Annotated in this window: 26 protein-coding genes and 1 pseudogene; 11 read left to right on the top strand and 16 right to left on the bottom strand. The window is 71.2% G+C overall.

Annotation, left to right across the window (positions count from 1 at the left end):
- Positions 1-15: 15 nt before the first annotated feature.
- Both ACZ6CZ_RS29975 and ACZ6CZ_RS29970 read right to left on the bottom strand, forming a co-directional pair.
- The gene (locus tag ACZ6CZ_RS29975; RefSeq protein ID WP_469027417.1) at positions 16-1,848 is read right to left on the bottom strand and encodes an FG-GAP-like repeat-containing protein; all 1,833 of its coding nucleotides are present in this window, start codon (positions 1,846-1,848) and stop codon (positions 16-18) included.
- A 66-nt stretch (positions 1,849-1,914) separates the two neighbouring features.
- Complete coding sequence (locus tag ACZ6CZ_RS29970) at positions 1,915-2,634, bottom strand: hypothetical protein (RefSeq protein ID WP_469027415.1); 720 nt, start codon at positions 2,632-2,634, stop codon at positions 1,915-1,917.
- Positions 2,635-3,001: 367 nt separating this feature from the next.
- Here ACZ6CZ_RS29970 and ACZ6CZ_RS29965 point away from each other — a divergent pair, with 367 nt between their 5' ends.
- Together ACZ6CZ_RS29965 and ACZ6CZ_RS29960 are read left to right on the top strand one after the other, a co-directional pair.
- Entirely contained in the window at positions 3,002-4,099 is a 1,098-nt protein-coding gene (locus tag ACZ6CZ_RS29965; RefSeq protein WP_469027412.1) for a hypothetical protein, read from the top strand.
- A 43-nt stretch (positions 4,100-4,142) separates the two neighbouring features.
- Positions 4,143-4,676: a hypothetical protein gene (locus ACZ6CZ_RS29960; RefSeq protein WP_469027410.1), complete on the top strand. Its 534-nt coding sequence runs from the start codon at positions 4,143-4,145 to the stop codon at positions 4,674-4,676.
- A 64-nt stretch (positions 4,677-4,740) separates the two neighbouring features.
- Here the strand turns inward: ACZ6CZ_RS29960 and ACZ6CZ_RS29955 are convergent, their stop codons facing one another.
- The 5 genes from ACZ6CZ_RS29955 to ACZ6CZ_RS29935 form a co-directional block, all read right to left on the bottom strand.
- Positions 4,741-6,267, bottom strand: a complete 1,527-nt coding sequence (locus ACZ6CZ_RS29955) for an NHL domain-containing protein (protein ID WP_469027408.1) — start codon at positions 6,265-6,267, stop codon at positions 4,741-4,743.
- Positions 6,268-6,597: 330 nt separating this feature from the next.
- Entirely contained in the window at positions 6,598-7,401 is an 804-nt protein-coding gene (locus ACZ6CZ_RS29950; protein WP_469027407.1) for a phosphatidate cytidylyltransferase, read from the bottom strand.
- Positions 7,398-9,188 carry an aminotransferase class I/II-fold pyridoxal phosphate-dependent enzyme gene (locus ACZ6CZ_RS29945; protein ID WP_469027404.1) on the bottom strand — a complete coding sequence of 597 codons (1,791 nt, stop codon included), beginning with the start codon at positions 9,186-9,188 and terminating at the stop codon, positions 7,398-7,400. Before ACZ6CZ_RS29945 ends, ACZ6CZ_RS29950 begins: the two co-directional genes overlap by 4 nt.
- 217 nt (positions 9,189-9,405) lie before the next feature.
- Positions 9,406-9,624, bottom strand: a complete 219-nt coding sequence (locus ACZ6CZ_RS29940) for a helix-turn-helix transcriptional regulator (RefSeq protein WP_469027402.1) — start codon at positions 9,622-9,624, stop codon at positions 9,406-9,408.
- 9 nt (positions 9,625-9,633) lie between these two features.
- The gene (locus tag ACZ6CZ_RS29935; RefSeq protein ID WP_469027401.1) at positions 9,634-9,795 is read right to left on the bottom strand and encodes a hypothetical protein; all 162 of its coding nucleotides are present in this window, start codon (positions 9,793-9,795) and stop codon (positions 9,634-9,636) included.
- Between the two features lie 336 nt (positions 9,796-10,131).
- On the opposite strand from ACZ6CZ_RS29935, the gene ACZ6CZ_RS29930 reads away from it, so the two are divergent.
- On the top strand, positions 10,132-10,512 hold the full coding sequence (locus tag ACZ6CZ_RS29930) for a hypothetical protein (RefSeq protein ID WP_469027398.1): 381 nt from the start codon (positions 10,132-10,134) through the stop codon (positions 10,510-10,512).
- 230 nt (positions 10,513-10,742) lie between these two features.
- Here ACZ6CZ_RS29930 and ACZ6CZ_RS29925 read toward each other — a convergent pair whose 3' ends face one another.
- On the bottom strand, positions 10,743-11,702 hold the full coding sequence (locus ACZ6CZ_RS29925) for a DUF1152 domain-containing protein (RefSeq protein WP_469027396.1): 960 nt from the start codon (positions 11,700-11,702) through the stop codon (positions 10,743-10,745).
- Between the two features lie 247 nt (positions 11,703-11,949).
- Between ACZ6CZ_RS29925 and ACZ6CZ_RS29920 the strand changes: the two genes are divergently transcribed.
- Complete coding sequence (locus tag ACZ6CZ_RS29920; RefSeq protein WP_469027394.1) at positions 11,950-12,558, top strand: beta/gamma crystallin domain-containing protein; 609 nt, start codon at positions 11,950-11,952, stop codon at positions 12,556-12,558.
- 53 nt (positions 12,559-12,611) lie between these two features.
- On the opposite strand, the pseudogene ACZ6CZ_RS29915 reads toward ACZ6CZ_RS29920, so the two are convergent.
- A pseudogene (locus tag ACZ6CZ_RS29915) lies at positions 12,612-12,977 on the bottom strand (transposase); the annotation flags it as partial.
- Between the two features lie 88 nt (positions 12,978-13,065).
- A complete protein-coding gene (locus tag ACZ6CZ_RS29910; RefSeq protein WP_469027391.1) occupies positions 13,066-13,866 on the bottom strand; it encodes a phosphotransferase in 801 nt (266 codons plus the stop codon).
- Between the two features lie 194 nt (positions 13,867-14,060).
- Between ACZ6CZ_RS29910 and ACZ6CZ_RS29905 the strand changes: the two genes are divergently transcribed.
- Both ACZ6CZ_RS29905 and ACZ6CZ_RS29900 read left to right on the top strand, forming a co-directional pair.
- On the top strand, positions 14,061-14,723 hold the full coding sequence (locus tag ACZ6CZ_RS29905; RefSeq protein ID WP_469027520.1) for a formylglycine-generating enzyme family protein: 663 nt from the start codon (positions 14,061-14,063) through the stop codon (positions 14,721-14,723).
- A gap of 253 nt (positions 14,724-14,976) precedes the next feature.
- Positions 14,977-15,666 carry a hypothetical protein gene (locus ACZ6CZ_RS29900; protein ID WP_469027389.1) on the top strand — a complete coding sequence of 230 codons (690 nt, stop codon included), beginning with the start codon at positions 14,977-14,979 and terminating at the stop codon, positions 15,664-15,666.
- Positions 15,667-15,729: 63 nt separating this feature from the next.
- On the opposite strand, the gene ACZ6CZ_RS29895 is transcribed toward ACZ6CZ_RS29900, so the two are convergent.
- Both ACZ6CZ_RS29895 and ACZ6CZ_RS29890 read right to left on the bottom strand, forming a co-directional pair.
- Entirely contained in the window at positions 15,730-16,488 is a 759-nt protein-coding gene (locus tag ACZ6CZ_RS29895; protein WP_469027387.1) for a DUF2182 domain-containing protein, read from the bottom strand.
- Positions 16,485-17,099: a DUF1326 domain-containing protein gene (locus tag ACZ6CZ_RS29890; RefSeq protein ID WP_469027385.1), complete on the bottom strand. Its 615-nt coding sequence runs from the start codon at positions 17,097-17,099 to the stop codon at positions 16,485-16,487. The genes ACZ6CZ_RS29895 and ACZ6CZ_RS29890 overlap by 4 nt, the downstream gene beginning before the upstream one ends.
- A 935-nt stretch (positions 17,100-18,034) precedes the next feature.
- On the opposite strand from ACZ6CZ_RS29890, the gene ACZ6CZ_RS29885 reads away from it, so the two are divergent.
- Entirely contained in the window at positions 18,035-19,093 is a 1,059-nt protein-coding gene (locus ACZ6CZ_RS29885; RefSeq protein WP_469027384.1) for a helix-turn-helix transcriptional regulator, read from the top strand.
- On the opposite strand, the gene ACZ6CZ_RS29880 is transcribed toward ACZ6CZ_RS29885, so the two are convergent.
- Positions 19,084-20,064: an SDR family oxidoreductase gene (locus ACZ6CZ_RS29880; RefSeq protein ID WP_469027381.1), complete on the bottom strand. Its 981-nt coding sequence runs from the start codon at positions 20,062-20,064 to the stop codon at positions 19,084-19,086. The two genes, ACZ6CZ_RS29885 and ACZ6CZ_RS29880, sit on opposite strands and share 10 nt — an antisense overlap.
- Before the next feature lie 361 nt (positions 20,065-20,425).
- On the opposite strand from ACZ6CZ_RS29880, the gene ACZ6CZ_RS29875 reads away from it, so the two are divergent.
- Both ACZ6CZ_RS29875 and ACZ6CZ_RS29870 read left to right on the top strand, forming a co-directional pair.
- Complete coding sequence (locus ACZ6CZ_RS29875; protein ID WP_469027379.1) at positions 20,426-20,941, top strand: GNAT family N-acetyltransferase; 516 nt, start codon at positions 20,426-20,428, stop codon at positions 20,939-20,941.
- 240 nt (positions 20,942-21,181) lie between these two features.
- Entirely contained in the window at positions 21,182-21,757 is a 576-nt protein-coding gene (locus ACZ6CZ_RS29870) for an AMIN-like domain-containing (lipo)protein (RefSeq protein ID WP_469027377.1), read from the top strand.
- A 129-nt stretch (positions 21,758-21,886) separates the two neighbouring features.
- On the opposite strand, the gene ACZ6CZ_RS29865 is transcribed toward ACZ6CZ_RS29870, so the two are convergent.
- Positions 21,887-22,156 (bottom strand): hypothetical protein, encoded by a 270-nt coding sequence (locus ACZ6CZ_RS29865; protein WP_469027375.1) that lies wholly within the window; start codon positions 22,154-22,156, stop codon positions 21,887-21,889.
- A 200-nt stretch (positions 22,157-22,356) separates the two neighbouring features.
- Between ACZ6CZ_RS29865 and ACZ6CZ_RS29860 the strand changes: the two genes are divergently transcribed.
- Positions 22,357-22,701 carry a hypothetical protein gene (locus ACZ6CZ_RS29860; protein WP_469027373.1) on the top strand — a complete coding sequence of 115 codons (345 nt, stop codon included), beginning with the start codon at positions 22,357-22,359 and terminating at the stop codon, positions 22,699-22,701.
- A 100-nt stretch (positions 22,702-22,801) separates the two neighbouring features.
- Positions 22,802-23,437, top strand: a complete 636-nt coding sequence (locus tag ACZ6CZ_RS29855; RefSeq protein ID WP_469027370.1) for an AAA family ATPase — start codon at positions 22,802-22,804, stop codon at positions 23,435-23,437.
- A gap of 38 nt (positions 23,438-23,475) precedes the next feature.
- On the opposite strand, the gene ACZ6CZ_RS29850 is transcribed toward ACZ6CZ_RS29855, so the two are convergent.
- Positions 23,476-24,189, bottom strand: coding sequence for a TetR/AcrR family transcriptional regulator (locus ACZ6CZ_RS29850; protein WP_469027367.1), 714 nt, complete (start codon positions 24,187-24,189; stop codon positions 23,476-23,478).
- Positions 24,190-24,263: 74 nt separating this feature from the next.
- Positions 24,264-25,961, bottom strand: coding sequence for an allophanate hydrolase (locus ACZ6CZ_RS29845; protein ID WP_469027517.1), 1,698 nt, complete (start codon positions 25,959-25,961; stop codon positions 24,264-24,266).
- Positions 25,962-25,999: the final 38 nt, after the last annotated feature.

The raw sequence follows: 25,999 nt of genomic DNA, 5'->3' as shown, positions 1-25,999 counted from the left end.
GCGCCGGTCACCGCGCTATCGGGTCCGGAACCGGCGGTGGAGGTTACGCGCCACGTACACCCCCGGGCCGCCGAAGCCGACGATGTCCGGTCGTCCGTCGCCCGTGACGTCGGCGAGGAAGCGGGGGTGTCGGTCGACCCTCCAGGCGCCGGCGTCGTCGTCGTGTCCGAAGCCGCGGCACACCAGCTGGGCCTGCCGGAACGTGCCGTCACCGCGGTTGTGCGCCACCCAGACCCCGTCGTCACCGAAGCCGACGATGTCCGGGATGCCGTCGCCGGTGACGTCGGCCAGGAACCGAAGGTGCTTGCCGCCCGTCCATCCCTGGGCGCGTCCGAAGTCGTTCAGGAGGAGCTTGGAGGGCTCGAACGTTCCGTCGCCGCGCCCGCGGGAGACGACCACTCCCTGCCGGCCGAACCCGACGACGTCCGCCGCCCCGCCAGCGGTGGTAGCCACCAGGAACCGGGGGTGCTCCGCGACAGAACTCCATCCCTGGTCGGCTCCGAAGTCGTCGAGGACGTACAGGGGTTCGGGGAAGGTGCCGTCCTCGTCCTGGAGTGACACCCAGACGCCGTCGTCGTGACAGCCGACGATGTCGACCCGTCCGTCACCGGTGGTGTCCACGAGGAACCGGGGATGCTTGCCGGTGCGCCACCCGCCCGCCTTCTCGCCGTGGCCGAACGCCCGGAGGACCGGCTCGTCGGCGGTCGGCGCGAACGTGCCTTCCTGGTCCTGCAACGACAGCCGGACGCCGTCGTCGTGACAGCCGACGATGTCGAGGCGCCCGTCACCGGTGGTGTCGACGAGGAACCGGGGGTGCTTGCCGGCGACCCACCCGCCGGCTTGCGCGCTGTGCCCGAACGCCCGGAGCACCAGCTTGCCCCCTGCGGGCGCGAACGCCCCGCGCCCGTCCTGGACGGACACCCGGACACCGTCGGCGGCGAGCACGACGACATCCGGCCTGCCGTCGCCCGTCATGTCCGTGAGCGTCCACAAGTCCGCGGGGGCCGAGGAGGGCGCGGACGGGTGCAGGACGCGCTCCTCGTCGGCGAACGTGCCGTCGCCCACGCCGGACGACGTCACGGCCCCCTTCCCGGGTTTGAGGCCTACGACGTCCGCCCGTCCCGAACCCGTGGTGTCGGCGAGCAGGCGCGCACCGAGCCCGGCCCACCAGCCCGGCTGCCCGCTGGGAGAAGGGCTGGGACCGTCGCCGTTCCAGCCGCCGGCGTCCTGGTCGCCGCCGAACCGCGTGAGCACGAGCAGCAGGTCGCTGAAGGAGGGCGTCGCCCCGGCTGCCGGGCGCAGCGCGGTCGAGCGGGCCAGTCTCCAGGACCGGCGGCCGTTCCAGTGACTGAGGGGTGACCAGCGCAGCGCGGGGTCGCTGGTGCGCTCGGGTGCGGCGGTCACGAAGCGCCACCGCTGGCTCTCCGCGTTCTCGTCGTACTCGCGCAGGACGACCAGGGTGTCGTCCTGGCCGGGGTCGGCGAGGTCGAGGACGGCGGCGTCGGTCACGGTCTCGATGAAGTACAGGCCCGCCTCGCCCTGGACGGGGATGATGCACCACTGCTGGCCCCTCTTGCCGGTTGTGGCATTCCCCTGGCGGACACCGCGGTCGGCGGCGGCGGGGTTGTCGAGCACCTTGCCGCTGCCCGCGGCGCGGATCACATAGGCCTGCTGTCCCTGCGCGGCCTGCACCGGGGCGAGCTGCCACTGCTGCGGGCCCGGGCCGCCGCCCGGCGCTTCCCGGACGACGACTGGCCCGTCCGCGCCCGGGGCGCTCCTGGCGACGAGGGGTTTCCCGGTGGCGGCGTTGACGATCTCCAGCTTCAGTTCTTCCGTGGGCACGTGCATCGGGCTGCCTCTTCCAGGCGGTGCGGGCGGTGGCTCGGGACGGGTGGGTCACTGCGCCGGGGGCGCTCAGGTGAAGACGTGGTGGTAGGGGACGTCCCACTCGTTGGGCAGCCGCGGATAGAACGTGTTGATGACCGTTCCGGTGAAGTCACCGCCCCAGTTGTAGGTGACGCGTACTTCACTGTCGGCCGTCACCGCGTGGTCCTTGAAGCCGAGGATGGCGTCGGGATGGGTGATCGGCACGAACGTGATCCCGCCCCACGGGGTCACGGTCACGACCCAGAGCTGGGTGTCCTCGGGCGCCCCGTTCTTTCCGCGCCACTTGTCGCCGACCTTGTCGGGCAGGCCGACCTGGACGGTGTCTGCCGTGCTCTTGGGGGCCTCCTGGTGGACGGTGATGCGCCTGCGCTGCGGCTTCGGCGCACCGTCGTCACCGCGGCCGGCGTCGGCCGCGCCCGCGGTGACGGGCTTCGGCGACACCTGGCCGGCGGCGCTCTCGATGACGTACAGCGGTCGCTGCCCGAAGAAGCCTGCAGGGGTCACGTACCAGAGGTGGCCCTTGGCCTCCTTCGTGGCCGAGTCGAGCGCGGTGGCCAGCTTCACTCCCTTGTCGTGGTTCGCCTCCGCCAGTTCGACCGGCCTCAGATAGCCGCCGTTGAAGGCGTGCACGAGCATGACCGGCCGATTCTCGACCAGCGCGGCGACGATCGCGTTGTCGTAGCTGTTCACCGCGACCGGGCCGCCGACCACCAGATTCGTCATCGTCGTGCGTTCTTGGGTGTACATCGCGAAACCTCACCTGTCATGAATGCGCGGAGAAGAATGCCTCGGACGTTCGGCGCCGCACCTGGCGCGCGCAATTGCGGGATCACTGGCTCACAGGATCACCGAAAGGCCCGATCCCCCCTTTCCCCGACACAAGTATCCGGAATTGCGGACCGAGTGAGACCGAGTGAGCAGCAGTTCCTCAAAGTAGCGTCCCATTCAGGGAGTTGAGCGAATGAGAACCCTTCTTCACCCGATTGAGCGTGATACACGGAGACGCTCTTCCCCGATTACGGAACGCGTGTTAGCTTCGAATTTCCGGATAGCGCCGCATTGTGGTTTCCGTTTCACCTGGCACTGTTTGACGAGCATCAGTCGAGGACGGGGAATGCCTTCCACCGCGTACATCCTGGAACGGTCCAAGCGCCGGCCGTTGACGAAGAAGAATCTGCGGGAACTCGACATCGAGCAGACCTGGCAGTCCATTCTGAACCACCCCGGACTGGTCTACGTCGACAACAGCGGAGTGCGACACAAGCCCGTCGGGTTCTCCGTGAACAAGTCGAGCTTCGGCACCTTTCCCGGCTCCGCGTTCGAGTTGGGCTGGCTCGCGTACATGAACCTCGGGGAACCGCTGATCGAGGAACGGGGCGATGTCGGCCAGCCGCCGCCCGACACGTTCTCCTCGCGTTCCTACGTCAACCGCAGCCAGACGTCCACCATGACCTTCACCGACTCGGTCGATTTCACCGTGTCGAACGGGATCACGTGGTCGCTCCACGGCGAGGCCAAGCTCACCTTCGGCGGCAGCGTCAGCGCGCAGCTGCAGTTGCAGTTGCAGAACCAGCTCCGGCTGGACCTGCAGTCGCAGCTCGGGACGCAGGCGCGGAACGACATGGCCAACAAGAACGTGACCACCGTGACGAACAAGAACAGCAAGGACAGCGTCGGGGTGGACAACGCCAACGCCACCGAGACGGCGACGACGAACTCGGCGGGCAGTTCCTCGACGAACACGGTGACCAACTCCGTGGGGTTCACGACGACGGGCAGCGCCACCGGTGCCGCGTCGCTCAACGCCTCGTTGCTGCTGGGCATCTCGGGTTCGGTCGGCGGCTCGCTGACCACGAGCTGGGCCTCGAAGTCGCAGATCTCGGGCCAGGTCCCGCCGGGCTCCCGCGTGGAGACCGTCGTGACGCAGCGGCGTACCCGCAAGCAGTACCTCTACGAGATCCCGGTGACGTTCTCCGGTCTGATCGCGGTGCGGTACGACGTACCGGTGGCCGTCCTGTCTCCGCCGCAACCGGGGACCCTCGCCGACGACCGGGTGGTCGCCCGGGACATCGGTGACATCGACCTGCCGGGCGGCGGCGACTTCCGGATGAAGGGACTGGCCGAGGTCGTCTCCGCCCTCGAGGTCCACCACACGATGTTCGACGGCGAGAGCCTGACCTACAGCCCACGGGCGCTGTACAAGCAGCCGTGACCGGCTGCCGGCGCCGCCATGACGACGACCAGGGATGACGACCATGGTGTTCGACAACATCTTCGGCTCCGCAGGCAGGAGCGCGGGACTCTTCTCCGTGACCACCGACGGCGACAAGCCGCAGCCGGGTGCCGGCGTCGACTTCGAGGACGCCGACGACGACACGTACGAGGACACAAGCACGAGCCTGTTCAACCACTCCATCCACGGCGCCACCTCCCGCGCGAAGATCGTGCAGGAGCAGTCGCCCGAAGCGCGGGCCATCCTGGGCTTCCTCGGCTCCTTCGTCCGGACCACCCAGGCATCGGCCGACGCACAGGCCCAGTACGCCCAGGATCCCGGCTCGGTGTCGCAGGCGGCCTCCTCCGGGATGCGGGAGTCGAGCGCGACGGTGACGCAGCGCAGTGACCTCCAGAAGGACGAGGACCTGGAGCACAAGCCGAAGAAAAGCGACTTCACCAAGCCCCCCAAGGCACCGGAGCCCCCCTCGGCGACCAAGCCGACTGCGGAGGAACCCGAGCCTCCCAGGACACCCGCGACACGCACATCGACTGCCGAGGACCCCGGGCCCGCATAGGGCACGTCCGCCGGGCACAGCTGCCGAGGGGACGGAGGCGAGTGCCCCGGCCCCTCGGCGCGCGTCACCCGGGAAGCAGCTGCCACTGCCGGCCGTGATGGTCGCCGTCCGCCCCGTCCTGCGTGATCGCCGCGGGGGCGTTGGTGTCGACGCGCAGGAGCAGGCCGCTGTGCCCGTTCGCGATCTCGTACACCGGCGGACTGCCGTTCGCCGAGCCCACGGGGATCAGCCTCCACTGCTGATGACGTGCGTCAGGGCCCTCGTAGACACGTTGCGCGACGACCGCCCCCGGCCTCTCCTGCGCTCCGACGACCTCCAGGACCTTTCCGCTGCGCACGTTCTCGATCCGGTACAGCACGTCGCCGTTGTCCTGGCCCGCAGGGACCAGCCGCCAGCGCTGGTGGTCCCTCGGGACGGCGAGCAGCTGGTGGATCTCCACGCCATCCCTGGCGGACTCACGCGCGACCCCCATCCGCAGCCTGCTGCGGACGTTGGCCCACGAGACCACCGCACCCGACTCGGGTAGCCCGGCCAGCTTCGCCGAGGCGACCCTGCGGACCCGGTTGTTGACGAAGTCGGCGATGTAGAGGGTGTCGACGCAGTCCACGGCCAGCGCGATGGGGCTGTTCAGCTGGGCCGAAGCGGCCGGGCCGTCGTCGCCGCCGTAGCCCGCGGCGCCGGTGCCGGCGACCGTGCTGATCGTCCCGTCGGCCGCCACCTTCCGGACGCGGTGGTTGCCGTAGTCGGCGATGTAGAGGGTGCCGGCGCTGTCCACCACCGCCCCCACCGGAGACTTCAGCATGGCCGAGGCCGCCGGACCGCCGTCGCCGCCGTAGCCCGCGGCGCCGGTCCCGGCGACCGTGCTGATCGTCCCGTCGGCGGCCACCCTGCGGACCCGGTGGTTGCCGTAGTCGACGATGTAGAGGTCGCCCGCGCTGCCGGTGGCCACGGCGTGCGGGCCGTTCAGCTGGGCCGACGCCGCTGGACCACCGTCTCCCTTGAATGCTGCGGTCCCGTTCCCGGTGATCGTGCTGATGGTCCCGTCGCCGGTGACCTTGCGGACCCGGTGGTTGCTGTAGTCGGAGATGTACAGGGTGCCGGCGCTGTCCACCGCCACTCCGAACGGACCGTTCAACCGGGCGGCGGTGGCGGGCCCGCCATCCCCGCCGAATCCCGCGGTGCCCGTGCCGGCGACGGTGCTGATCTTCCCGTCCTTGGTGATCCTCCGTACCCGGTGGTTGCCCGCGTCGGCGATGTAGACGGCGTCCGCGCCGTCCACCGCGACCTCACGCGGCCAGCTCAACTGGGCAGAGACGGCCGGGCCGTTGTCCCCGCTGAACCCGGCGGTGCCCGTACCGGCGACCGTGCTGATCCTCCCGTCGGTCGTGATTCTGCGTACCCGGTGGTTGGTGTAGTCGCAGACGTAGAGCGTGCCGGTGCTGTCCACCGCCATCCCGTACGGACGGTTCAACTGACCGGAGACCGCCGGCCCGTTGTCCCCGGAGAACGCCGCAGCGCCGGTGCCGGCGACCGTGCGGATCGAAGGAGCGGAGTCCTCGTCACCGGTGGCTGCCGTTCGAGCAGTGCCCATCGTCGTCCCTTCGCCGTTCGTGACCACACCGTTGCGGTCGGTCACCGTTGCAGGTCATGAGGCACGGCTGAACACCCACCTCACTGCCTCGAGTTCACCAGCCGGGACCTCGACCTGGCACCGCCCGCGAGCGTCGTCACCCCCAGGGGACGCCTACACCACCTTCGGGAGTGCTCCTGCGGCACGGGGGGCTCACCGTTGCGCGACGCGCGACCCGCGGCACGAGAAGGCCGGTTGCAGGCGTCCACAGGGCGCGTGCCGTCGCTCGGCCGGATCACCGCAGCCGGTTCGGCAGGGCGCGGCCCACCACCGCGTGCGGCGGCCGGCGGCTCAGCCCAGGACCAGCACGACGGCCAGTGCCATGAGCAGCGAGTCGACACGGTCCAGCAGACCTCCGGACCCGGCGAGCCACCGGCCCGAGTCCTTCACCCGCGCACCTCTCTTGATCATGGATTCGAGGAGGTCGCCGAGCGGGCCACCGACCGCCACCGCGGCCGCCATCGGCCAGGTCAGGGCGGACAGCACGGTGAGTACGGCCAGTCCGGCGGCGGCTCCGGCCAGGGTCCCGCTCCACCGCTTGGCCGGTGACAGGACGGACAGCCGGGGTCCGCCGATCCTGCGGCCGGCGAAGTACGCCACGACGTCGGCGACCGACACCGCCGCGAACAGCGCCAGCCCGGCCGCCCCCAGGCGCACGAGTGCGGCCGGCACACTCAGCCAGGCGAGCCCGAGCAGCCCGGCGCCCAGGCGTCGCCCGCCGTGTTCCGTGTCGCCGGACAGCAGCGGCCCCACGGCCAGCGCGAGCGCCGCGACGCCGAGCACCCGCAGCGCCTGCCCCGGTGCCAGCCAGGCCGCCAGCACCACGCCCACCACCCCGGCGGCCAGCGCCACACGGTCGGACCGCTCCAGCCGTGCCAGCACGCCGTACTCCAGCACCGTCACCACCCCGACGACGAGGGCGACCGCAGCGGTGCCCGGGCGTCCCCACCAGAACGCCGCGGTCACCAGGGGCACGCCGATCGCCCACGCACACCACCGCGTCAGCAGTTCGCGACGCCGGGACGCCAGCACCGCGACACCGCTCAGCAGCAGCGTGCCCCCGAGGAAGGGGACCAGAGCGGGCACCGTCGTCATGGGGCGCCCACGCTCCCCGGCACGATCCCGCGCACGGCGGGGCCCGGCCGCAGGACCGTCGCGCCCGGCCGCAGGACCGACAGGGCGGCCCGGCACGCGGCGACGATCCGCGCGTTCTCGGCGGCGTCCTTCACCGCGATGCGCACGGCACGCCCCTCGTACAGCGGCGACAGCGGCGACAGGTCCCGCAGGTGGACGTCGTGGCGGCGGCACTCGGCCACCAGGCGCGCGGCACTGGGGCCGCCCGGCGGTAGCACGAGGGTGAGGAAGTTGGCCACGGCCTCCTCGACCTCCACCTCCGGATCGAGCTGGGCCAGGGCGGCGGCGAGCTCACCGCGCAGCACATGGGTCCGTGCCCAGCAGTCCTCGTAGTACGCCGGGTCGCGCAGGGCGGCCACGGCTGCCAACTGGGCGGGGAGACCGACCGGCCAGGGCGGCGTCCACCGGCGTATCCCGGCCGCCACGTCCGCACCGGCCACCAGATAGGCGGCACGCATGCCCGACAGCGCGTACATCTTGGACAGTGAGGTGCAGACGACCACGCGCTCACTGGTGGCGGCCAGGCCGGCGAGCGACTCGCCCGGACCCGCGTATCCCAGGTACGCCTCGTCGATCCACCATCGGGTGCGGCTGGGCGCGGCCTCGATCACCGCACGCAGCTCCGCGGCGCGGAGATGGACTCCCGTGGGGTTGTTCGGATTGACCAGGACCACGAGGTCGTACCGGCCGGACCCGACGGCGGCGGACAGCCGGTCCGGATCGATGCGCCAGCCCTCCTCACGGCGCAGCCGGAACCGGTCCACCCGGCAGCCGATCACCGTCTCTGTCACGTGGGCGTACTCGCCGTAGCAGGGATCGGTGAGCAGCACCCTGCTCCGCGGAGTCAGCCGGCGTCCGAACGCTCTGAAGATCAAGTCGGACGAACCGGCGCCGGCCGCGAGCGTCTCCACGGGCAGTGCCCGCGCCGAGGCGATCTCCGACAGCAGGCCCTCGGCACCGGCGGGCGGCGAGGTCCGGGCCATCCAGGCCGGGTCCTCCGCGAGCGCCGCCCGCACCCCGGGGGCCGGTGGGAACCAGGCGTCCAGCACATCGGCGGCCACCACCCGGCGGCGCCGGTGCAGGGTGCGGAAATCCGTGCCGACGGCGGCGAACGAGGCACCGCCGTGCTCGCAGCCGTCCGCCCGGGGCGCGAACGTCATGTCGAGCCGCCAGTCCACCACGGACCGCAGGCGCTCCAGCGTGGCGCCGTACCGGCTCATGGCATGCCGCGCCAGCTCCGTCACGCGACCGGTCAGGACCTCGAACGACACGGCCCCGCTGCGGACGGTACGGCCGGCCGGGCGCAGGCCGACGGCCCGGTACATGCCCAGCAGGTCGCTGCGGCCCATCACCACGACCTCGCGGCCGCCCCGGGAGGCGATCCAGCGGAGCGCCGCGTGCATCAGGAGCGGGGCCGCCAGCGTGGCCCGCCAGCGCGGTTCGACGGTGAGGACCCGCACCTCGAACAGGTCGTGCTCGTCCAGGAGGGGCAGCTCGTCACGGGTCAGGTACTTGTCCAGCGCGTACCGTCCCAGCCACGGCGGGGTGACGCTCACGAAGCCGACGCGGTCGGCCCCCCTGGCCGCGACGAGATGGACGTTGTCCCCGTCGAGCCCGTCACGAAGGCGCCCCGCCGGGTCCACCGCGTGCTGCCCGAGCTCCTCCGCGTACACCCGGTGACGCAACTCGAAGATCCACTCAAGGTCGTCCGGCGTCGCGGTGCGAAGCTGGAGCGGGACCAGGCCCATCGGAACCCCTTTCGGTGCAGGAGCTCCCGATCATGGGCCCGGTGAGCACGCGCCGGCAGAGTGAAGGAGCGCCGGTCGTCTGAGTACGCGTACTCAGGCGCGTATGGACTCCACCTGGTGGCCCTCTCGCGGGGGGTGGAGCGGGTGCGTCTGACACACCAGCCCGTTGCCCGCCGCCCTGCGGACATACGACCCCCGTCGGCGGAATCACCCACCGTCAGGCCGGGTCGCCCGGTGTCTCCGTCCGGTCGGGACGGAAGATCTCCTCGATGGTCAGGCCGAAGACGTCGGCGATCGTGAACGCCAGAGGCAGGCTGGGATCGTGCCGCTCGGTCTCGATGGCGTTGATGGCCTGCCGGGAGACTTGGCACCGGTCGGCCAGGTCGGCCTGGCTCCACCGGCGGGCTGCCCGCAGTTCGCGAAGTCGGTTCTTCATGATGTGCCGTCACCGGTTCAGTCGGGTACGCAGGTCGGCGATCGTCATCCAGACGGCCACGCCGCCAAGGAGGATGACTTGCGCGAGCTGATGGAGCCGGATGATGCCTGCGGCGTCGAGCAGAGTGGCCACCTGCAGCCCCACGAGGACTGCGGCGAAGGCGATGGCCATGCTCTCCAGCTGGATCCTGCGCAGGTATTCGTCCGCGCGCCGGAACGTAGGGCCACACGGCCGGCTGTGCTGGGAGTACGAGGGGCACGGACGTGGACGCCTCCCCCGGTCCCGTGCCTGCCGGCCGCCACCCGCGAGCACCTGGCACGGCTGCTGATGACCGCCCGCGCCCCGCGCCGGTCCCCGGGCAGGCGCGAGCCTGCGGTAAGCGGGTCGGGGCGGGCGTGCGCTCGTGCGCCCCCTTGTGCCTCTTCCGGCGGCGGGGGCCGCACCGCGAGGCTCTGGCGGCACTCCCGCCCCGTTCGGGCGGGCCCGGTCCCATGGAGGGGAAGAAGCATGAGAGAGAGAACCGGAAGACGCCGCCTCGTGGCCGCGGCCGCCGTGGCACTGCTGGCAGGGGCGGCCGGTGTGGCGGGTACGGCGGCACCGGCGGCAGCGGCCACCGGTGACGTGCTGATCGTGCAGAAGGACGCCGCGGGCAACCTGGTGACGCTGCAGACCTTCCTGTTCCTGCCGGGCATCACCGAGCAGGACGACGGGGTGCAGGCCGGGGCCGCCCAGTTCGCGGTCACGAACCTGACGAACAAGACCCTCACCCTGACGGAGAAGACACCGGCCGGCGCCGTCGTCCACACCGCCACGGTGGCGGCGGGCGCGTCCGCCACCTTCGCCGTGACGGGCGGCGACAACGTGGCCCTCACGGCGCCGCCCGGCTAGGAACTGTCCGGTCGATCACTGGTCGGCGTGCACGCTCGGCTGTAGCTGGCCGCACGGTCCTGCCACCTGCGCGCGCCGTTGAGGACCACCTGCCGGGTGCGGCAGGCAGCAGAGCCGCTGCACATGGCCGGCGGCGTCCGCGTCGTCGGCCGCAGGGACGGGGTGAGCACACCGGCAGGACCCTGCTCCGGTGCGTATCGGCACCGGGCGGCGCACCGTCGGACTGGTGATCAGTGCGGGAAGCGGCGGGGCGGGCGAGTCACTACGGAATCGCGGAACTCGGCGATCCGCGCATGGACTTGGCGCATCAGATGCGTGTCCTCGATCCGGTCCAGGTACAGGCAGCGCGCTGCCAGGCCCGGGAGGTCGAAGGCGAAGTACAGGGACATCAACGGGTTCACGAACAGCTCGCTGCCTCGGGTGCGGTCAGTGAACCGGACATCGCCGAACGAGCCGCGCACGGCTGCCGCGATTGAACCGTTCACGATGCTGGGGTGCTCCGGGGTGTGATGCTGAGCGTGCGTCACCGCGTCGAGGTAGAGGGCGCCCTCACGGGTGGCACGCGGTATCGAGAAAGCACCGAGGTACGCGCCGTCGCGCTCCAGCGCTGCGATGTTCTCCAACACCTGTACATGGTTCACGCCGTGATACGCGTCCACCCCGAAGCCGACCGAGACGACGAGGCGGGTCGGTACACCGTCCAGCGCGGCCAGCGCCGCCACGCTGGCCAGGTCCTCCTCCGGAGTGCCGAGCCCGGCTTCGTCACCGCGCATCAGGATGTCCGTACCGCCGTCGACCAGCACGACGGCGTCGACACGGTGCAGGTCGACCAGTGCTCGGTAGGCGGCGCGCAGCGGACGTACCCCTGTCTGTGGAAAAGCGTAGACGGTGAACGGGTAGCCGTGCTGGTGCAGCCACTGAGCGAGGGTGCGCTCGGGGAAGTAGCTCTGGTGGGGAGCGGAGTCGGGAGTGACAGCGGCCAGGTCGGGGGCGACCCAGTCATCGATCGGAAGACCCTCGAGCGCGCTGAAGGAGAGGTTCGCGAGATACACCTGCTTGCCTTGATGCAGGAGCGAAAGAGCCAACGGCAGGCCGGAGTAGATGTCGAAGCCGCCGCCCGCGCCCGCGACGAGAATCCGTTCGGCACCGTCGAGCCGAGTGAAAAGCGGGTTGGAGTGGAGAGACGTCATGCCGATCATTGTCCCGGGACCCGGCACCGGACGCTCCTGAGTTGCTGGGTTGTCAGCTGATCGGACAGGCCTGCCCGGTCAGTGATCACTGATGCGATGTGGGACCGGATCGAGCCGTTGACGCCGGCCGACCTGAACGTTCGTACCCGTCGCTCGTTCGGGTCAATGTCGTTGACGGTGATGCGGTGGCGGGTAGAGCGCCTGATGTTGGCCCGACCGGTCCGGGCCCGATCAGGAAGGCGTCGCGATGCTCGACTCCGAGGTGGAGTTCTACACCCAGCCGAACTACACGGGGACTGCTCACACCTATCCGCAAGGCACTGATGAGAACCTGTTTCCCGATGCCCTGACCGACAAGTTCGCCTCCGTGCGGATCGGAAAGAGGGCGAAGGTCTTCTTCTGGAACTACGAAGGGGAATCCGGCGAGCGTTCGGAGCTGACGGCCGACAGCCCGGACATCACCGACATCGGCAGGCCGACCCGTTTCCTGGTCGCGGACTCCGCCACTCTCGGAATCATGATCGGCTTTGCCGACGCCACCGGCGCCCCACCCGGTCGCCACAGCCTCAAGGCCGATTCCTTCCTGGTCGGCAGCGTCACCATCCCCTCCTCAACCAGCGGATCACACGTCAGCCTCATCGGAAAGATGGACCCGTCCGGGCAGCCGGTGACCACCGCGCTGTTCGTCCGGGATGAGTCCACCGGAGCTTACGTGGCAGTCGGCTCGGTCCACTTCGTCCTGAACGACAGGTGGATCGAAGTCTCCGACTCCAACCTGCCCGAGAACCTCGAGTGCCAGCGCTGGGCCGACCGCGTCACCAACGTCTTCATCGTCACCCTCACCGACACCGAGTAGCACCGGCCCGTGCGGGGCCTGCGGTGCCGGGCTACCTGAGCTGCTCGCCGGCATCAGATCCGGACTGTCGAAGACGCCATGACGCACAGCTTCGCACCTGGGTTCTGTCTGTTTGGCCGGCGTCGGGCCCAGATGAGGATGCCGGCGAGGTGGAGTGCGGCCTGGTAGGCGATCGCGAGCTTATCGGTTCGTGTGGCCCGGCCGCGCCGCTGCTTGAGGCGGTTGATGCACCGCTCGACGGTGTTCCGCCGCTTGTACGCCTCGCTGTTGAAGCCGGGCGGACGGCCACCGAGTCGCCCTCGCCGCAGGCGGTGGCCAGCCGGGTCGGACGGCCGTGGGATGACCGCACGGATGCCCCGACGCCGCAGGTGACTGCGGGTGCCACGTGAGGAATACGCGCGGTCAGGACGGCGGCGAGGATCATCTCCCGGGTGCCGTCGACGGCCCACCTGATCAGCCGGTTGTGAGCGGTCTGGAACGAGCCGAGCTCGTCGGGGAGACGTCCAGTCACTTCAGCAAGGCAGCCGTGAACGTCTTGCGGTGGTCAGCCAGCCACGTCTGCATACGGTCCCAGCGGTCCCACCCACCGCGCTCGGCCAACGCCTGGCGATAGACCGGGTCACCGTCGTTCACGCGCCGGGCGACGAAGGCCCGGCAGACCTCCGCGGCCTGCTCGATGACGCCAGGCAACGCAGCGCGCTCCCCCGCCGGAAGGCCGTAGCTGTCGGCAAGGATCCGCAGCCGTGCGGGCGCATCCAGCCCGAAGGGATAGAGGACAGTCGCTGATCCGGGATCGAGCATGGGCACCCAATAGCGGGCGGTCATGGCGATGTCCCAGAGAGGGCGGCCCGGAGCTGCCAAGTCGAAATCGATCAGGGCAACGGCACAGCCGCCTCGGAAGACGACGTTTTCCAGGCACACGTCGTTGTGGCACAGCATCGTTCCCCCCTCCGGATCGGCGAGGTCCCGGGGCCACTCGGCACGGGTGTCGACCGCCACGGCCGCGCCTGTCTCGTGCAAGCGCCGCAGCAGGCTCCCCACCGATTCGAGGGCAGCCTTCGTCATCGCCCAGTTCGGGAAGGGTGGCAGAGCCACGTCGCCAGGGATGAAGGTGAGCTGCTCACGACCATCGGCGGTGAGACCGACGGGGGCCGGCGCCGCGTCGAAGCCCTTCTCCCTCAGCGCGAGGAGATAGGCATGCAGGGCGAGCGCGTTGCGCGGCGCCGGGCGTTCGACCAGGGCACCGCGGCGGAAGACCGCCCCCGTGTTCACCATCCCGCCGACCAGTGACTCGCCCTCAGCCGTCATGACGATCACGCTACCGCCGCATCGACCCCGAGCGCCCGTCCGCGAACCCGGCCGGCACGAACAAGTGCCCATGCCTCATTCGCAGGATCCGGGCCGCCCAAGCCATGCCCGTCGGGAACACAGCCCAGGTGCACCAGGGCGGTGGGAAGACGCCGGTAGGGTGGTCCGTTGTGGACACGGGGGCAGGCATCGAGATGGTTGCCGTCCCGCCGGGACGGGTGACACTGTCGGACCGGCGGACGCGGAGCAGCTGGCTGGTCGAGGTCGAGCCGTTCCACATGGCGGCGTTCCCAGTCACCCAGTTCTGGTACGCACGGGTCACTGGTGAGCATCCGAGCAGCTCCCGAGGCGATCGGCTGCCCGTTGAGGGCGTTTCATGGTGGGACGCGGTCCAGTTCTGCAACGCGTTGTCCCGGCGCGACGGGCTGACACCCGCGTATCACCTACGTGCTGGCGCCGAGATGACCGACTGGGACACCTCCGCGGACGGGTACCGGCTGCCGACCGAGGCGGAATGGGAGCACGCCTGTCGTGCGGGTACCACCGGCCCTCGCTACGGCCGGCTCGATGAGGTGGCCTGGTATCAGGGCACCTCGGATGGGCAGATCCACCCCGTGGGCGGCAAGCAGCCCAACGCCTGGGGCCTGTACGACATGCTGGGCAACGCCTGGGATTGGTGCTGGGACGTCTACGACGCCGACGTATATGGCACTTATCGAGTCCTCCGTGGCGGCGGATGGGCCGACGAGCACTGGAGCTGCCGGGCGTCGGTGCGGCGGCGCAGCCATCCGACCTTCCGGATCGACGACGTGGGATTCCGCGTCGCACGCTCCATACCGCGCCCGCCTCGGCCCTGACTGTCTAGGGTGAGCAGCTGCGCGAGGGCACCGTTCTGCCGTCGATCCGCCGGATGACGGGCTCGCCGTTTCGGGCTGGGGCACGGACGCGGTTCAGGCAGGTGCGGGTCATCTGCCGCCGCCAGGACGGGTGGTGAGCCAGCTGGTGTCGGTTGCGGCGCCGATGCCGTCGGCGCCGGAAGAACACAGGCGGGACAGCCGGGATTCGGCTCCCCGATGATCCGTCAGCCCAGGCTGCGCGATTCCTCAGGTCATGGGTAGCGTCGCCCTGGTGAATCTCAACCTCTTCAACGATGTGCCCGAGGGCCTGACGCGCCGAGCCCGATCGTTCGTCCGCGCTCACGGCGTCAAGGTCGACATCCGGCCCATTGAGGAGCACAGGCAGTGGTGGCTTGAGCGAGGCATCCCGGCGGCGGTCATCGACCGGATGGCGACCTATGAAGAGCGGTGGGGTGGACTCGTCCTGCCGCCCTCACCGCAGTACGACGGCGGACCCAGGTACCTCGAAGCGGACGCACCCGAAGGCTCGTCCGCCGATGGGTGGTGGTTCGAAGCCGGGATGCAGCGGACCGCAGTCCCCTACTCGTTCATGATCGGGCCGTCCGGTGAGTTCGGCATTGACTCGGGTCGGTGGGCACCTCTCCACGCCACCGTCGAGGGCTGGGTGGAGTCCCTGGCGCTGACCCACCACGCGTCCGTGTGCGCAGGGCAGATCGTCAAGGTCACCGGTGACGACGTCGACGGCATCGCGCTGGACGGGTACGAACCGGTGCGCGAAGTGAGGGGCATCTCCGACACATGGTGGCGCGGAGCCGACTCACTGGTGGCGATCTACTCGGGGGAAGCCGAGGCTCTCTCCTTTCCGCGGGGCCGCACCGCGTTGATCTACTCCGGCCTGGACGAGTGGGGCCTGCGGGGAGGCGTCAAGGACAGCGAGGGGTGAGGACCTCGGAGCGCCGTCACATGACCGGTACCGCCGAACGGTGTCAGTGGGCGCGGCCCGTCCTCACATCCCGGTCATACCGCCGCCGGTGAGACCCGGAGCCAGCGCCGGGACCCAGAAGACGGCGACGGCCAGGACGACCGAGGCGATCCCTACGGCGCGGGCCACCAGGCGACCGGCCGGAGCGAGTTTCTCAGCGGTGATCACGGCGGCCAGGACCACCATGGCCCACAGGTTCATCACACCGAACGCCGCCAGCAGCACCATCAGCGACCAGCAGCAGCCCAGGCAGAAGGCTCCGTGGTGGGCTCCGGCACGCAGATCGCGCGAGGTCCGCGGGTACGAGGCGTAGCGCAGCATCAGGCCGATCGGCGAACGGCACCTCGCCAGACAACGGTCTTTGAGAGGCGTGAGCTGATAGACGCCGCTGACCGCGAACACGGCCGCGGCCACCGCTGTCCCGGCCGTGGGGGGCAGGCGCGCTGCCCGGCCGAGGCCGACGGCCAGTGCGTACGCCGGCAGCCCGGCCGCGGCCCAGACGAGCAGGTAGGCGACCGTGAAAACGGCCATGCGCGATGCCCGGTGCGCGGTGATGGTGCGCGCGTACAAGGCGGCGACGGGTGCCGTTGCGGGCAGCATCATCGCGGTCATCATCAGCGTCCACACGGCCAGGAAAGCGGCTGGGCCCAGGCCCATGGTGCCGGGCATCGCCGACATGCCGCCCCAGCGCGTCGCCATGCAGACCCAGGCGGCGGCCGCCACGACCAGCAGCAGCCCGGCGGGAGCCAACCGGATGCGGATGGTGGCCGGCCCACCGGTCATCCGGACCACGTGAAGGGCGCCGAGTGTGCGTTGCCGCCCGTGAAGTCCCACGACCGGCCGTACACGCCGTCGCCCGTCGCCCGGGTGGACCGGGCGATCGTCAGGGTGCTGTTCACCGGGTGGAACATGCCCGTCAGGCCCATCACCGGACCGTCCTCACCGAACTGCGGGGCGATCTGGTCCTCGATCTCGATGTCGATGGCATCACCCACCCGCGCGGCGTGGTGGCGGCCGTCGTCGCGGTAGTCGATCGGGACGCGCTCCACGCCGAGGACGTCGCCGATGAGCGGAGTGAGCCCCGCCATCGGCCCGCCCACCTGGCCCGAGAAGACCTTGCCCAGCGCCTCCGCCTGACCGTCGTCGGCTGACGCGTCGACGTAGAGCGCCACGTGCCAGCCGCCCTCGGCCATCACCCGTGGCCCGTCGATGAAGACGGCCACGCTACGGTCGGAGACGTCGACGTCGTCCACGTTCCCGGCGTCCACGTGGAAGGCGAAAGTCACCTGGCAGCGCTCGTGGTCGGCCGGTGCGGTGAGGCCCGAGGTGGTGCAGGGGCACACCACGTCACAGTTGCAGCTCTCCAGGTACGTGCCGCTCAGGTTCCAGGGCATGGCACTTCCTCCCTGTTGTGCGGCCCCCCGGGTCAAGGGAACGCGTCGAGAGGTCCGCTCCGCCCCGGCACCACTCCTTTCCAGGCTATTCCTGACGACCCCCATCGCGCAGATCCGCTGTCAGCGCAGCTCAGCGGCCGTGCTGATACGAAGTCTGATCGACACGTTCGGTGCGGACGATCCAGCGCCGGCCCCGGCGGATGACTCGGGCGTATCCGCCGGGGCGGGCTCGCTCGCCGACCGTGTCAGCTCTCGTCACGCACGTCGTCCGGGGTGAGCCCGCCTTCCTCCATCGCCTCGCGCATGGGGTGCGTCCGGTGGCGCCCTCGGTGGTCGTGTCTTCGTCGGGCGTCTGAATGACGTCGTCGGCGGACGTCGTCTTCGGGCGGTTCTCCTCGGGAACGGGTCACGACTTCTCCTTGCTCGGTTCTCTCACGGGACGGGTGCTCAGGTCAGGTGATCCGGCCGCTGCCGCTGGTCAGGCGACCGTCACCCTGCCTCCGCTTTCGCTGAGACGCTTGCCGGTCACACCGGTAGCACACCGACTCCGTCCGAAACGTGCCGTGACAGCTGAGATGGTGGTCTGCGTCGGGCCGTCGGGCCCTCGGCCAGTGTCACCGCCACAGACGGAGCACCCTCTGGGCCGCACCAGGGAAGAACCGGGTCACATCGTCACCCACCGCGGTCAGACGTTGGCGACTTGATCCGGGTGCTCGTCACTGGCGAAGCGCGCCCGGACGTCGGGGTTGTGGAGGAGCCGGGACGGTAAGGGGCCCCGTCCTCGCCGAGCGCTTCGTGGACGGCCCGTCTCAGATGCTGTCCCAGTTCTGTACATACTCGTAGGTACACCGGAAAGCCGCTGCCTGCGCAGGTCGGCCGGCTCGGACTCGAGACAAGAAGGGCTCCTCGCTCGCCGGGTCGGTGATCCTTGATGGATGCGTGCCTCCCGCCTGATCCGTATGGCTCTCCTGATCCAGTCGAACCCCGGCCTGACCGCGGCCGCCCTCGCCCGTGAGCTGGAGATCTCCGAGCGGACCGTGATCCGCGACGCCCAGGCGTTGCAGGAGGCCGGCGTCCCCGTCCGGTCGGAGCGGGGCCGGGTGGGCGGGTACTTCCTCGCCGCGGGATACCGGACCCGGCTCACCACGCTCCGCCCGAGCGAGGCGGAGACGCTGTTCCTGTCCGGGCTGCCCTCGGCGTTGCGGGATCTGGGCCTGTCGGACGCGGCGGAAACCGCCCGGCTGAAGCTGACCGCCACCTTGCTCCCGTCGGTGCGTCAGGCCGCGGAGTCCTCGGTGCGCCGCTTCCACCTCGACGCCCCGGCCTGGTTCCGCGAACCCGCCACCCCGGAACTGCTGCCGGAGCTGGCCCGGGCGGTGTGGGCGGACCGGGCCGTCGAGCTGTCGTACGCGCAGCCGGGCCGGGGCGGCCCGCCGTCCCCTGCCGTGCTGCGGGTGGTGGAGCCGTACGGGCTCGTGCTGAAGGCCGGCACCTGGTACGCCGTTGTCCGCGTCCCCGGTGCGCGGGAGGACCGTGACGGCGGCTGGCGTACCTACCGCGTCGACCGGATCACCGCCCTCGGCCCCGCTCCCGGAGCGGAGCAACCGTTCGTGCGCGACCCCGGCTTCGAGCTGGCCGCGCACTGGGAGGCCACCTCGGCCGCCTTCGCCCGCACCCTGCTGCGCACCACCGTCACGATCCGGCTGACCGGCTGGGGGCTACGGCGGCTGCCCGCCGTGGCGGACGGGGCCGCCGTCGCGGACGCGCTGGCCTCCGCGAGCGCCCCGGACCCCGCCGGCCTGGTCACCCTCGACCTGCCGGTGGAGTCCGAGGAGGTCGCCTTCGACCAGCTGGCCCGGCTCGGCGCGGACGCCGAGGTGCTGGCACCGGCCTCTTTGCGCACCCGCTTCCGCGAGCGCGCCGCGGCCCTGGCCGCCCTCTACCGGGTCGACCCTCAGCAGGCGGAACCCGAGCAGGCCGGGGATCAGCGGTAGTCCTCGGGGGAGCCTTCCTTGCCGCCCCAGACGACGTCCTCGAAGTAGGCCCAGGCGTCCGGCCGGCTGCCGTCCACGTCCGTCACCCCGTACACCCGGGCGAGTTCCCCGCTGGAGGTGGACCTGCCGTTCCACCGCTGCGCGCGGTCCGGGTCGGCGGCCAGCGCCGCTACCGTACGGGCCAGGTAGAACGGGGACTCCGCGATCGCGAACGCGGGCTCCTGGGCGATCGCGTCACGCCAGTTCTCCTCGCTCACACCGAAGTGGGAGAGCATCTGCTCCGAGCGCAGGAAGCCGGGCGAGACCGCGACCGCCGTGCCCCCGTACTCCGCCAGTTCCTGGCCGAGGCCGAACGCGAGGCGGATCGGGGCGCTCTTCGCCAGGTCGTAGTAGATGTTCTCGCGGTAGCGGCGGTTGGAGCGCGCGGTGCCGTCGGTGACCTCCACATGCAGCGGTGCGTCGGAGCGGATCAGCAGCGGAAGCAGCAGGGCCGCTGTGATCACGTGCGAGCGCGCGCCCAGCTCCAGGATGCGCAGGCCGTCGGCGAGCGGTGTCTCCCAGCTCTTCTTCCCGAACACCGAAGCGACCAGCAGGTGTTCACCGCCCCACAGATCGTTGACGAGGATGTCGAGCCGCCCGTGTTCCTGGTCGATCCGCTCGACGAGGGCGCGTACCTGGGCCTCGTCGAGATGGTCGGTGGGAACCGCGATGCCCGTACCGCCCGCCGCGGTGACGAGTTCGGCGCTCTCCTCGATGGTCTCGGTGCTCCGGCCGACCTCGCTGGCCCGGGTCCGGGTGGTACGGCCGGTGACGTATACGGTCGCACCGGCCCGGCCCAGTTCCACGGCCTGAGCCCGTCCCGCCCCGCGGGTGGCGCCCGCCACGAGCGCGATCCGCCCGGCGAGCGGACCCGCCGATCCGGACTGCGCGGTGCGCCGAGTGCTCTGTGTGGTGCTGTCCTCGTTCCTCATGTCATCCATCGTCTATGCCATAACTGACAGAACACGTCACCTTTTCCCGAGGCTGTCGCACGCCGCCCTCACCACGGCGCCGACACCGCGGGCAGTGCGCCAGCCCGCCGAAAGCGTTTCGTAACCGAGGGAATGCTCTCCCGTGTCGCCGGGCAGGGCCAGGAGATCCCCGGTGAGCGCGGTCCCGCACTTGGCGCAGTGGAAGACGGTCACACGTCGGGTTCTATCGCGTACCGGGTCGGCCCGTCACGCGGGAACGGCCGGCCGCGCTTTCGCATCCACGGCCCGGGGCGTTGGGCGGGCAGCCGGGCGTGTCACAAAATCCTTTGCGGGGCCGTGGCTGGGCGCTCAGACTGTGCCGGTGCTGATCCGACGCGAAACGCCTGCCGACGTCCCCGCCGTACGCGCCGTCACCGCGACGGCCTTCGCCAAGCCGGAGACGGCGGTTCCGGTGGAGGTGTCCCTCCTCGACGAGCTGCGCACCTGCGACGGGTGGCTCCCGGAACTGTCACTCGTGGCACTCAGCGACCAGGGTGAGGTGGTGGGCCACGTGGTCTGCACCCGCGGCCGTGTCGGCACGGCGCCGGCCCTGGGGCTCGGCCCGCTCAGCGTGGACCCCGATCATCAGCGCCGCGGCGTCGGCCTCGCTCTCGTGCACGCCGCGCTCGGCGCGGCGGACGCCCTGGGCGAGCCCTTCGTCGCCCTCCTCGGCAGCCCCGCCTACTACGGCCGCTACGGCTTCCGCACCAGCACGGACTACGGCATCACCGCACCGGATCCCTCCTGGGGCGAGTACTTCCAGGTCCGCCCCCTGACCGCCCACGATCCCGCGCTGCGGGGCACCTTCACGTACGCGGAGCCGTTCGATCGGGTCTGACAGCGGTGCGGGGGGGCCGTCCGGCAATCAGCGCGTGACGCCGAGCGTCGACTCCATGCGGGGGGGTCTGCATCGACGGCTCAGCCCTCGCCGACCTGCCAAGCGGGTTCGCGGGGCAGCATCGGGTCCGGGGGGTCCGAGTGGGACATTTCCTCAGAACTGGTGGTGTAGTCCCTGCAACCATTCGCCTTGGCCGTATGTCTCATTGAACAACGGCATGGCGTGACCAAGGGGACCATCATGCGAAGAACGACAGTAATGGCGACTGTGCTCGTCCTGGCGGGTGCCGGGCTGGGCGGTGTGGCGACGGCGGCGGACGCCGCACCGGCCGTCGCGCGGGCCACGGCCTGCCCGACCGGCTGGGGCAGTGGAGGCAAGGGGGGTACGGCCACCGGGGCGGTACCGCTGAAGGACATCAGGACCGGCCGGCACGACTGCTACGACCGGATGGTGTTCGACGTACCCGGTGGTGGCCGTTCCGTCAGCTACCACGTCGAGTACGTCGATCAGCTCCGGCAGAGCGCCAGCGGGCGCACGATCCCGGTCGGCGGCGGGGCCGTGCTCGACGTCCATGTCGGCGCGCCGAGCTACAACCCCACGACCGGCGCGGTCACCTACCCCGGACGAGTGGGCCGCACCCTGCCGGGCGTGAACATCCACGGCTATCGCACGTTCCGGGACACCCGGTTCGCCGGCAGCTTCGAGGGCGAGACGCAGGTGGGTCTCGGCGTACGGGCCCGGCTGCCGTTCCGGGTCCAGCAGGCGCAGGGCCGGCTGGTGGTCGACGTCGCCCACAACTGGACGGGCAGCCGGTGACCGGATCCGGCGGGCCCCTCACCGTGTCACCGTGAGTCACAGCGCCCACGGCACGGGCATCCGGCCGGAATGACGCGGAAAGGGCGGGCGCCGCTGGATGCGGCGCCCGCCCTTGGCTGTCGCCGGCCGTCAGTCGATGGCGGTGGCGAAGATCCGCATGGCCACCTGGCTCTTCGCGGCGTTCGGTCCGACGTTCGGCAGCGTCAGGTACGCGACGGTCTTGCCGGCCTGGAGCGGGACGGTGGCCGCGTAGACGCTGACCCTCTGGTTCGCCCTTGCGCCGCCGTTGTCGAGGTAGTCGGTGGTGGCGAGGATGTCGCTGCCTTCGGCAGCTTCACCCGCACCGCCCCTGCCACCTCGGTCACCGTCCTCACCCTGGGCCGACCGGGCCGGTTCCACCTCCCACCGCGCAGGGAGGCCTACGCACGTGGTGGGCCTCCCCGTGTGCGCAGAAACGCGGTGGCCCCGATGTGCAGGCGCCCATAGCATCCGCCTATGAACGTGAGCACCAGGAGTGCAGGCGAGGGGCGTGACGCAGAGGTGGTGCGGGAACGTCCCTGGTGGGCCAAGTCGGTCGGCCTCGCGGCGCAAGGCCATGCATGACCGACTACCGCCGTAGGGCACGCGCGTGCTTAGCCGGTACGGCGCTCGCCGCGGCCGCCGGGTTGTACGCCGCAGCCACCGGTCACCCGGCGCTCCTGGTGGTCGGCCTGTACCTCGCCGGACTGCTCGCCTGGTGTGCGCGCCGCTCCTACGCCGGCCACCGGCGCCAGTCGCAGGAGCAGGACTGGGGGCTGCGTCACCTGCTCGGCCGGCACCCCGAACCGTTGACTCCGTGCTGCCTGCTCGCCCACCACAGTGGCGGCGCAGCGCACGACCGACGCCGGTGCACCGACACCCGTCACCGGATCCCTGACGGCCAGCCCCCCGGCGGCGGCGCGTGAGCCGCCCGACGGTGTGAACCATCCCTGGAATGCACCGACTTCACGAAGTACATCCGCCGGCCGCGGGCAGGCTCCGGGGACGATCAGTAGGGTCGTCGGTGTGCGGAACGCGCGGGTGGTATTGATCGGTGGGACGTCGAACGTCGGCAAGTCGACGGTGGCCCAAGTGGTCGCGGAGAAGCTGAACTTCGACTGCCTCGCCACTGACGGACTGGCCCGGCACCCTGGGCGCCCCTGGAGAACACCGCAGTGGGAGGTGCCGGCGCACGTCGCCGAGCACTACGGATCACTCACGGTCGACGAACTGATCACGTCCGTTCTCGGTCACTACGATCGGCTGTGGCCCCGTGTCGAGGAGCTGATCAGAGCCCTTGCGACCGAGGGAAGCGGCAGGAAGGGCCTGGTCCTGGAGGGGGCGGCGCTCTGGCCCGTCCGCGTCGCGAGGCTGCAGGTCCCGCGCACGGCTGCCGTCTGGCTCACCGCGGACGACGCCCTGGTACGTGCCCGTGTTCACGCAGCGGGCCACTATGAAGCAGCCGCAGATGAGGAACGGCGCCTGATGGACAAGTTCCTGGCCCGCACTGAGCGCTATCAGACACTCATGATCGATGCCGTTGACAGGCTGGGCGTGGATCGCATCGACGCGGGTGAGGGACAGTCCCCTGCGGAACTGGCCGACGCGGTGCTCGCGAGAGTCGACGCGCAGATCACGGTGGGACGGTCATCCGGAGGATGACCGTCGGGAGTGTCCGCACGCCTCGCCGAGGTCGCGTGTCACATCCCGTGCGCGGGGTGAGGCAGCGGTCCGTCGGAGCCGTGCAGGAGGGTCTCGGCCCGGTTCCTGGCCGCGGTCACCTCCCGCTCGCCGAGGCCGCACAGCCGTAGGCACGAGGACGCGATGGCGTCCGTGTCGGCCGGTTCCGGCTCGCGGGAGTGCCGTATCTGGATGACGACCTCCACGAGCTGGATCAGCAGTTCGCCGATCCGCTCGGCGGGCATGCGACGCGCGACATCGCCGGTCGCCGCCAGGGCGCCGAGGGCGCCGTAGCTCGCCTGGAGCCGGCCCCGTTCGGCGCGGAAGGCGTCGAACCGTTCGGTCCGCACCTCCGGCAGCAGATAGAGGGTGCCGACGTTGTAGGTGGTGCCGGCGAGGGTGCGTACGTCCAGGGCGGCCGCCGCGTAGAGGGCGGCGGCCGGCTCGGCCCGTTCGGGCACCAGCGCCCGCAGCCGCTCCATCATCCGCAGACTGGGCCGTACGGAGGTGGCGAGCAGCTCGGCGAGGATGTCCTCCTTGGTGGCGAAGTGGTAGTAGAGCGAGGCCTGTCGGATGCCGACGCGCTCGGCGATCGTCCGGGTGCTGGTGCCGGCGATGCCGCGTTCGACGAAGAGGGCCCCGGCGGCGTCGAGGATCTCGTCCCGCGCGGAGGTGCCGGGGTCGGACGGCGGCGTGTGCCGGGGCCTGCCTTGACGGGGACGCGTCGTCGTCATGGGCCCATCCTGCCACCCCGGTACCGGGCACCCGGCCGGGCCCGACGGGAGGACGGCCGCTGCGCCGCACTCGCTCACGAGGAGGCCCGGTAGGCCCGCCAGCCGCCGAAGCGGGTGATGTCGGGCGCTCCCTCGACGGCGTGCGGCTCGACGAGGAAGCCGCTGACCTGCCGCCCGTCGGCCAGTTCCACGGTGCCGATGGCCATCGGCGGGGGGACGGCGGCGGTGAACGTCCCGAAGCCCGCCGCCGGAAGCCGCCACACCTCGCCCTCGATTCCGGTCAGCGTCAGGTCGCCGCTCCCGGAGCCCCGCGCGGCCTCGGCGCCCCGGCCGGTCCCGGCGTCCCGGATCAGGCCCGGCCGGGGTGGGTCGGTGGGCAGGGCGTACAGCCGGTAGCCGGTGGCCGTGCGCGCCGTGCCCACCAGCGTGCCGCCCGCCTGCACGAGCTGGGCGTTGAGGGGCTGCCCGGTGAGATGGGCGCCGACCACGAACACCTCGAGCGCGGGGTTGGCGAACCGTTCGGCCAGGGCGGCCAGCGCGCGGTCGGAGAAGGCCGGGCCGGTGAACATCACGCCGAACGGCAGTCCGCCTGCGAACCCCGCGGGCACGGCGAGCGAGGCGCAGTCCAGCAGGTTCGCGAAGTTGGTGAAACGGCCGAGCCGGGCGTTGGCGCCGACCGGGTCGGCCGCCACCTGAGCGAGGGTGGGATGCCAGGTGGTGGTCGGGGTCAGCAGCGCCGCACAGCCGTCGAGGAGGGCGCGTGCGGCGGAGGCCAGCGCGGCGAGGCGCGCGGTGTCGGCCGCCCAGTCGGCGGCCGTCTTCTCCCGGCCGGCCAGCACGAGGGAGGCGACGGTCGGATCGAGGTCCGTGCCGATCAGGTCGCGGTGCTTCTCCAGATGCGCGCCGACGGCGGCGTACCGTTCGGCGACGAACGCGCCGCCGTAGAGCAGGTCCGCGGCCTCCAGCAGCGGGGTGATGTCGGTCTCGACGATCTCCGCCCCGGTGCTCGCCAGCCGGGTGACCGCGGCGGCGAAGGCCTCGCGCCAGCCGCCGGCCAGGTCCTGGAGGTGCTGCGGGGCCGGCACGGCGATCCGCGGGCGCGCGGGGGGCGGCGGGAGCGGGGCGCCGGTGCGCGAGAGCGGGTCGGACGGGTGCGGGCCCTCGATCAACTCGGCCGCGGTGCGGGCGAGTCGCAGGTCGCGGGCGAAGACGCTCACGCAGTCGAGGGTGTAGCAGGCGGGGACCACACCGGTCACGGGTACGAGTCCCTTGGTGGGCTTGACGCCGACGATGCCGTTGAGGGCGGCGGGCACCCGCCCGGAGCCGGCCGTGTCGGTTCCGAGGGCGAGGTCGGTGATGCCCAGCGCGACCGCGACGGCGGAGCCGGAGGACGAGCCGCCCGAGATGCGGTCCGCGTCCCAGGCGTTGCGCACCGCGCCGTACGGGCTGCGGGTGCCGACGAGGCCGGTGGCGAACTGGTCCAGGTTGGTCTTGCCGAGCACCACCGCGCCGGCCGCGCGCAGCCGCGCGACCGCGGGTGCGTCGGCCCGCGGCACGTAGGCGTACGACGGCGCGCCCGCTGTCGTGGGGAGCCCCGCCACGTCGATGTTGTCCTTGACGGCGACCGTCAGGCCGGCCAGCGGCAGCGCCGGGTCGGTGCCGGCCGCCTCGGCGAGCACCTGCTCGCGTGGCCTGAGGTGGATCCAGATCTCGGGTCGGCCGGCGCTCTCGGCGCGGTCGTAGGCGGCTGCCACGCGGTCGGCCGGTGCCATGCCGCTCACGCCGCTCGAGCCACTCATCCCGCTCGTGC

Source organism: Streptomyces sp. NPDC041135 (genome assembly GCF_055592085.1).
This window is presented reverse-complemented; position numbering and strand designations above follow the sequence as displayed.

Bases quoted from the DNA above. Each gene is read 5' to 3' on its own strand.
- ACZ6CZ_RS29975 (WP_469027417.1), bottom strand. From the start codon at position 1,848: ATGCACGTGCCCACGGAAGAACTGAAGCTGGAGATCGTCAACGCCGCC.
- ACZ6CZ_RS29970 (WP_469027415.1), bottom strand. From the start codon at position 2,634: ATGTACACCCAAGAACGCACGACGATGACGAATCTGGTGGTCGGCGGC.
- ACZ6CZ_RS29965 (WP_469027412.1), top strand. From the start codon at position 3,002: ATGCCTTCCACCGCGTACATCCTGGAACGGTCCAAGCGCCGGCCGTTG.
- ACZ6CZ_RS29960 (WP_469027410.1), top strand. From the start codon at position 4,143: ATGGTGTTCGACAACATCTTCGGCTCCGCAGGCAGGAGCGCGGGACTC.
- ACZ6CZ_RS29955 (WP_469027408.1), bottom strand. From the start codon at position 6,267: ATGGGCACTGCTCGAACGGCAGCCACCGGTGACGAGGACTCCGCTCCT.
- ACZ6CZ_RS29950 (WP_469027407.1), bottom strand. From the start codon at position 7,401: ATGACGACGGTGCCCGCTCTGGTCCCCTTCCTCGGGGGCACGCTGCTG.
- ACZ6CZ_RS29945 (WP_469027404.1), bottom strand. From the start codon at position 9,188: ATGGGCCTGGTCCCGCTCCAGCTTCGCACCGCGACGCCGGACGACCTT.
- ACZ6CZ_RS29940 (WP_469027402.1), bottom strand. From the start codon at position 9,624: ATGAAGAACCGACTTCGCGAACTGCGGGCAGCCCGCCGGTGGAGCCAG.
- ACZ6CZ_RS29935 (WP_469027401.1), bottom strand. From the start codon at position 9,795: ATGGCCATCGCCTTCGCCGCAGTCCTCGTGGGGCTGCAGGTGGCCACT.
- ACZ6CZ_RS29930 (WP_469027398.1), top strand. From the start codon at position 10,132: ATGAGAGAGAGAACCGGAAGACGCCGCCTCGTGGCCGCGGCCGCCGTG.
- ACZ6CZ_RS29925 (WP_469027396.1), bottom strand. From the start codon at position 11,702: ATGACGTCTCTCCACTCCAACCCGCTTTTCACTCGGCTCGACGGTGCC.
- ACZ6CZ_RS29920 (WP_469027394.1), top strand. From the start codon at position 11,950: ATGCTCGACTCCGAGGTGGAGTTCTACACCCAGCCGAACTACACGGGG.
- ACZ6CZ_RS29910 (WP_469027391.1), bottom strand. From the start codon at position 13,866: ATGACGGCTGAGGGCGAGTCACTGGTCGGCGGGATGGTGAACACGGGG.
- ACZ6CZ_RS29905 (WP_469027520.1), top strand. From the start codon at position 14,061: ATGGTTGCCGTCCCGCCGGGACGGGTGACACTGTCGGACCGGCGGACG.
- ACZ6CZ_RS29900 (WP_469027389.1), top strand. From the start codon at position 14,977: ATGGGTAGCGTCGCCCTGGTGAATCTCAACCTCTTCAACGATGTGCCC.
- ACZ6CZ_RS29895 (WP_469027387.1), bottom strand. From the start codon at position 16,488: ATGACCGGTGGGCCGGCCACCATCCGCATCCGGTTGGCTCCCGCCGGG.
- ACZ6CZ_RS29890 (WP_469027385.1), bottom strand. From the start codon at position 17,099: ATGCCCTGGAACCTGAGCGGCACGTACCTGGAGAGCTGCAACTGTGAC.
- ACZ6CZ_RS29885 (WP_469027384.1), top strand. From the start codon at position 18,035: ATGCGTGCCTCCCGCCTGATCCGTATGGCTCTCCTGATCCAGTCGAAC.
- ACZ6CZ_RS29880 (WP_469027381.1), bottom strand. From the start codon at position 20,064: ATGAGGAACGAGGACAGCACCACACAGAGCACTCGGCGCACCGCGCAG.
- ACZ6CZ_RS29870 (WP_469027377.1), top strand. From the start codon at position 21,182: ATGCGAAGAACGACAGTAATGGCGACTGTGCTCGTCCTGGCGGGTGCC.
- ACZ6CZ_RS29860 (WP_469027373.1), top strand. From the start codon at position 22,357: ATGACCGACTACCGCCGTAGGGCACGCGCGTGCTTAGCCGGTACGGCG.
- ACZ6CZ_RS29850 (WP_469027367.1), bottom strand. From the start codon at position 24,189: ATGACGACGACGCGTCCCCGTCAAGGCAGGCCCCGGCACACGCCGCCG.
- ACZ6CZ_RS29845 (WP_469027517.1), bottom strand. From the start codon at position 25,961: ATGGCACCGGCCGACCGCGTGGCAGCCGCCTACGACCGCGCCGAGAGC.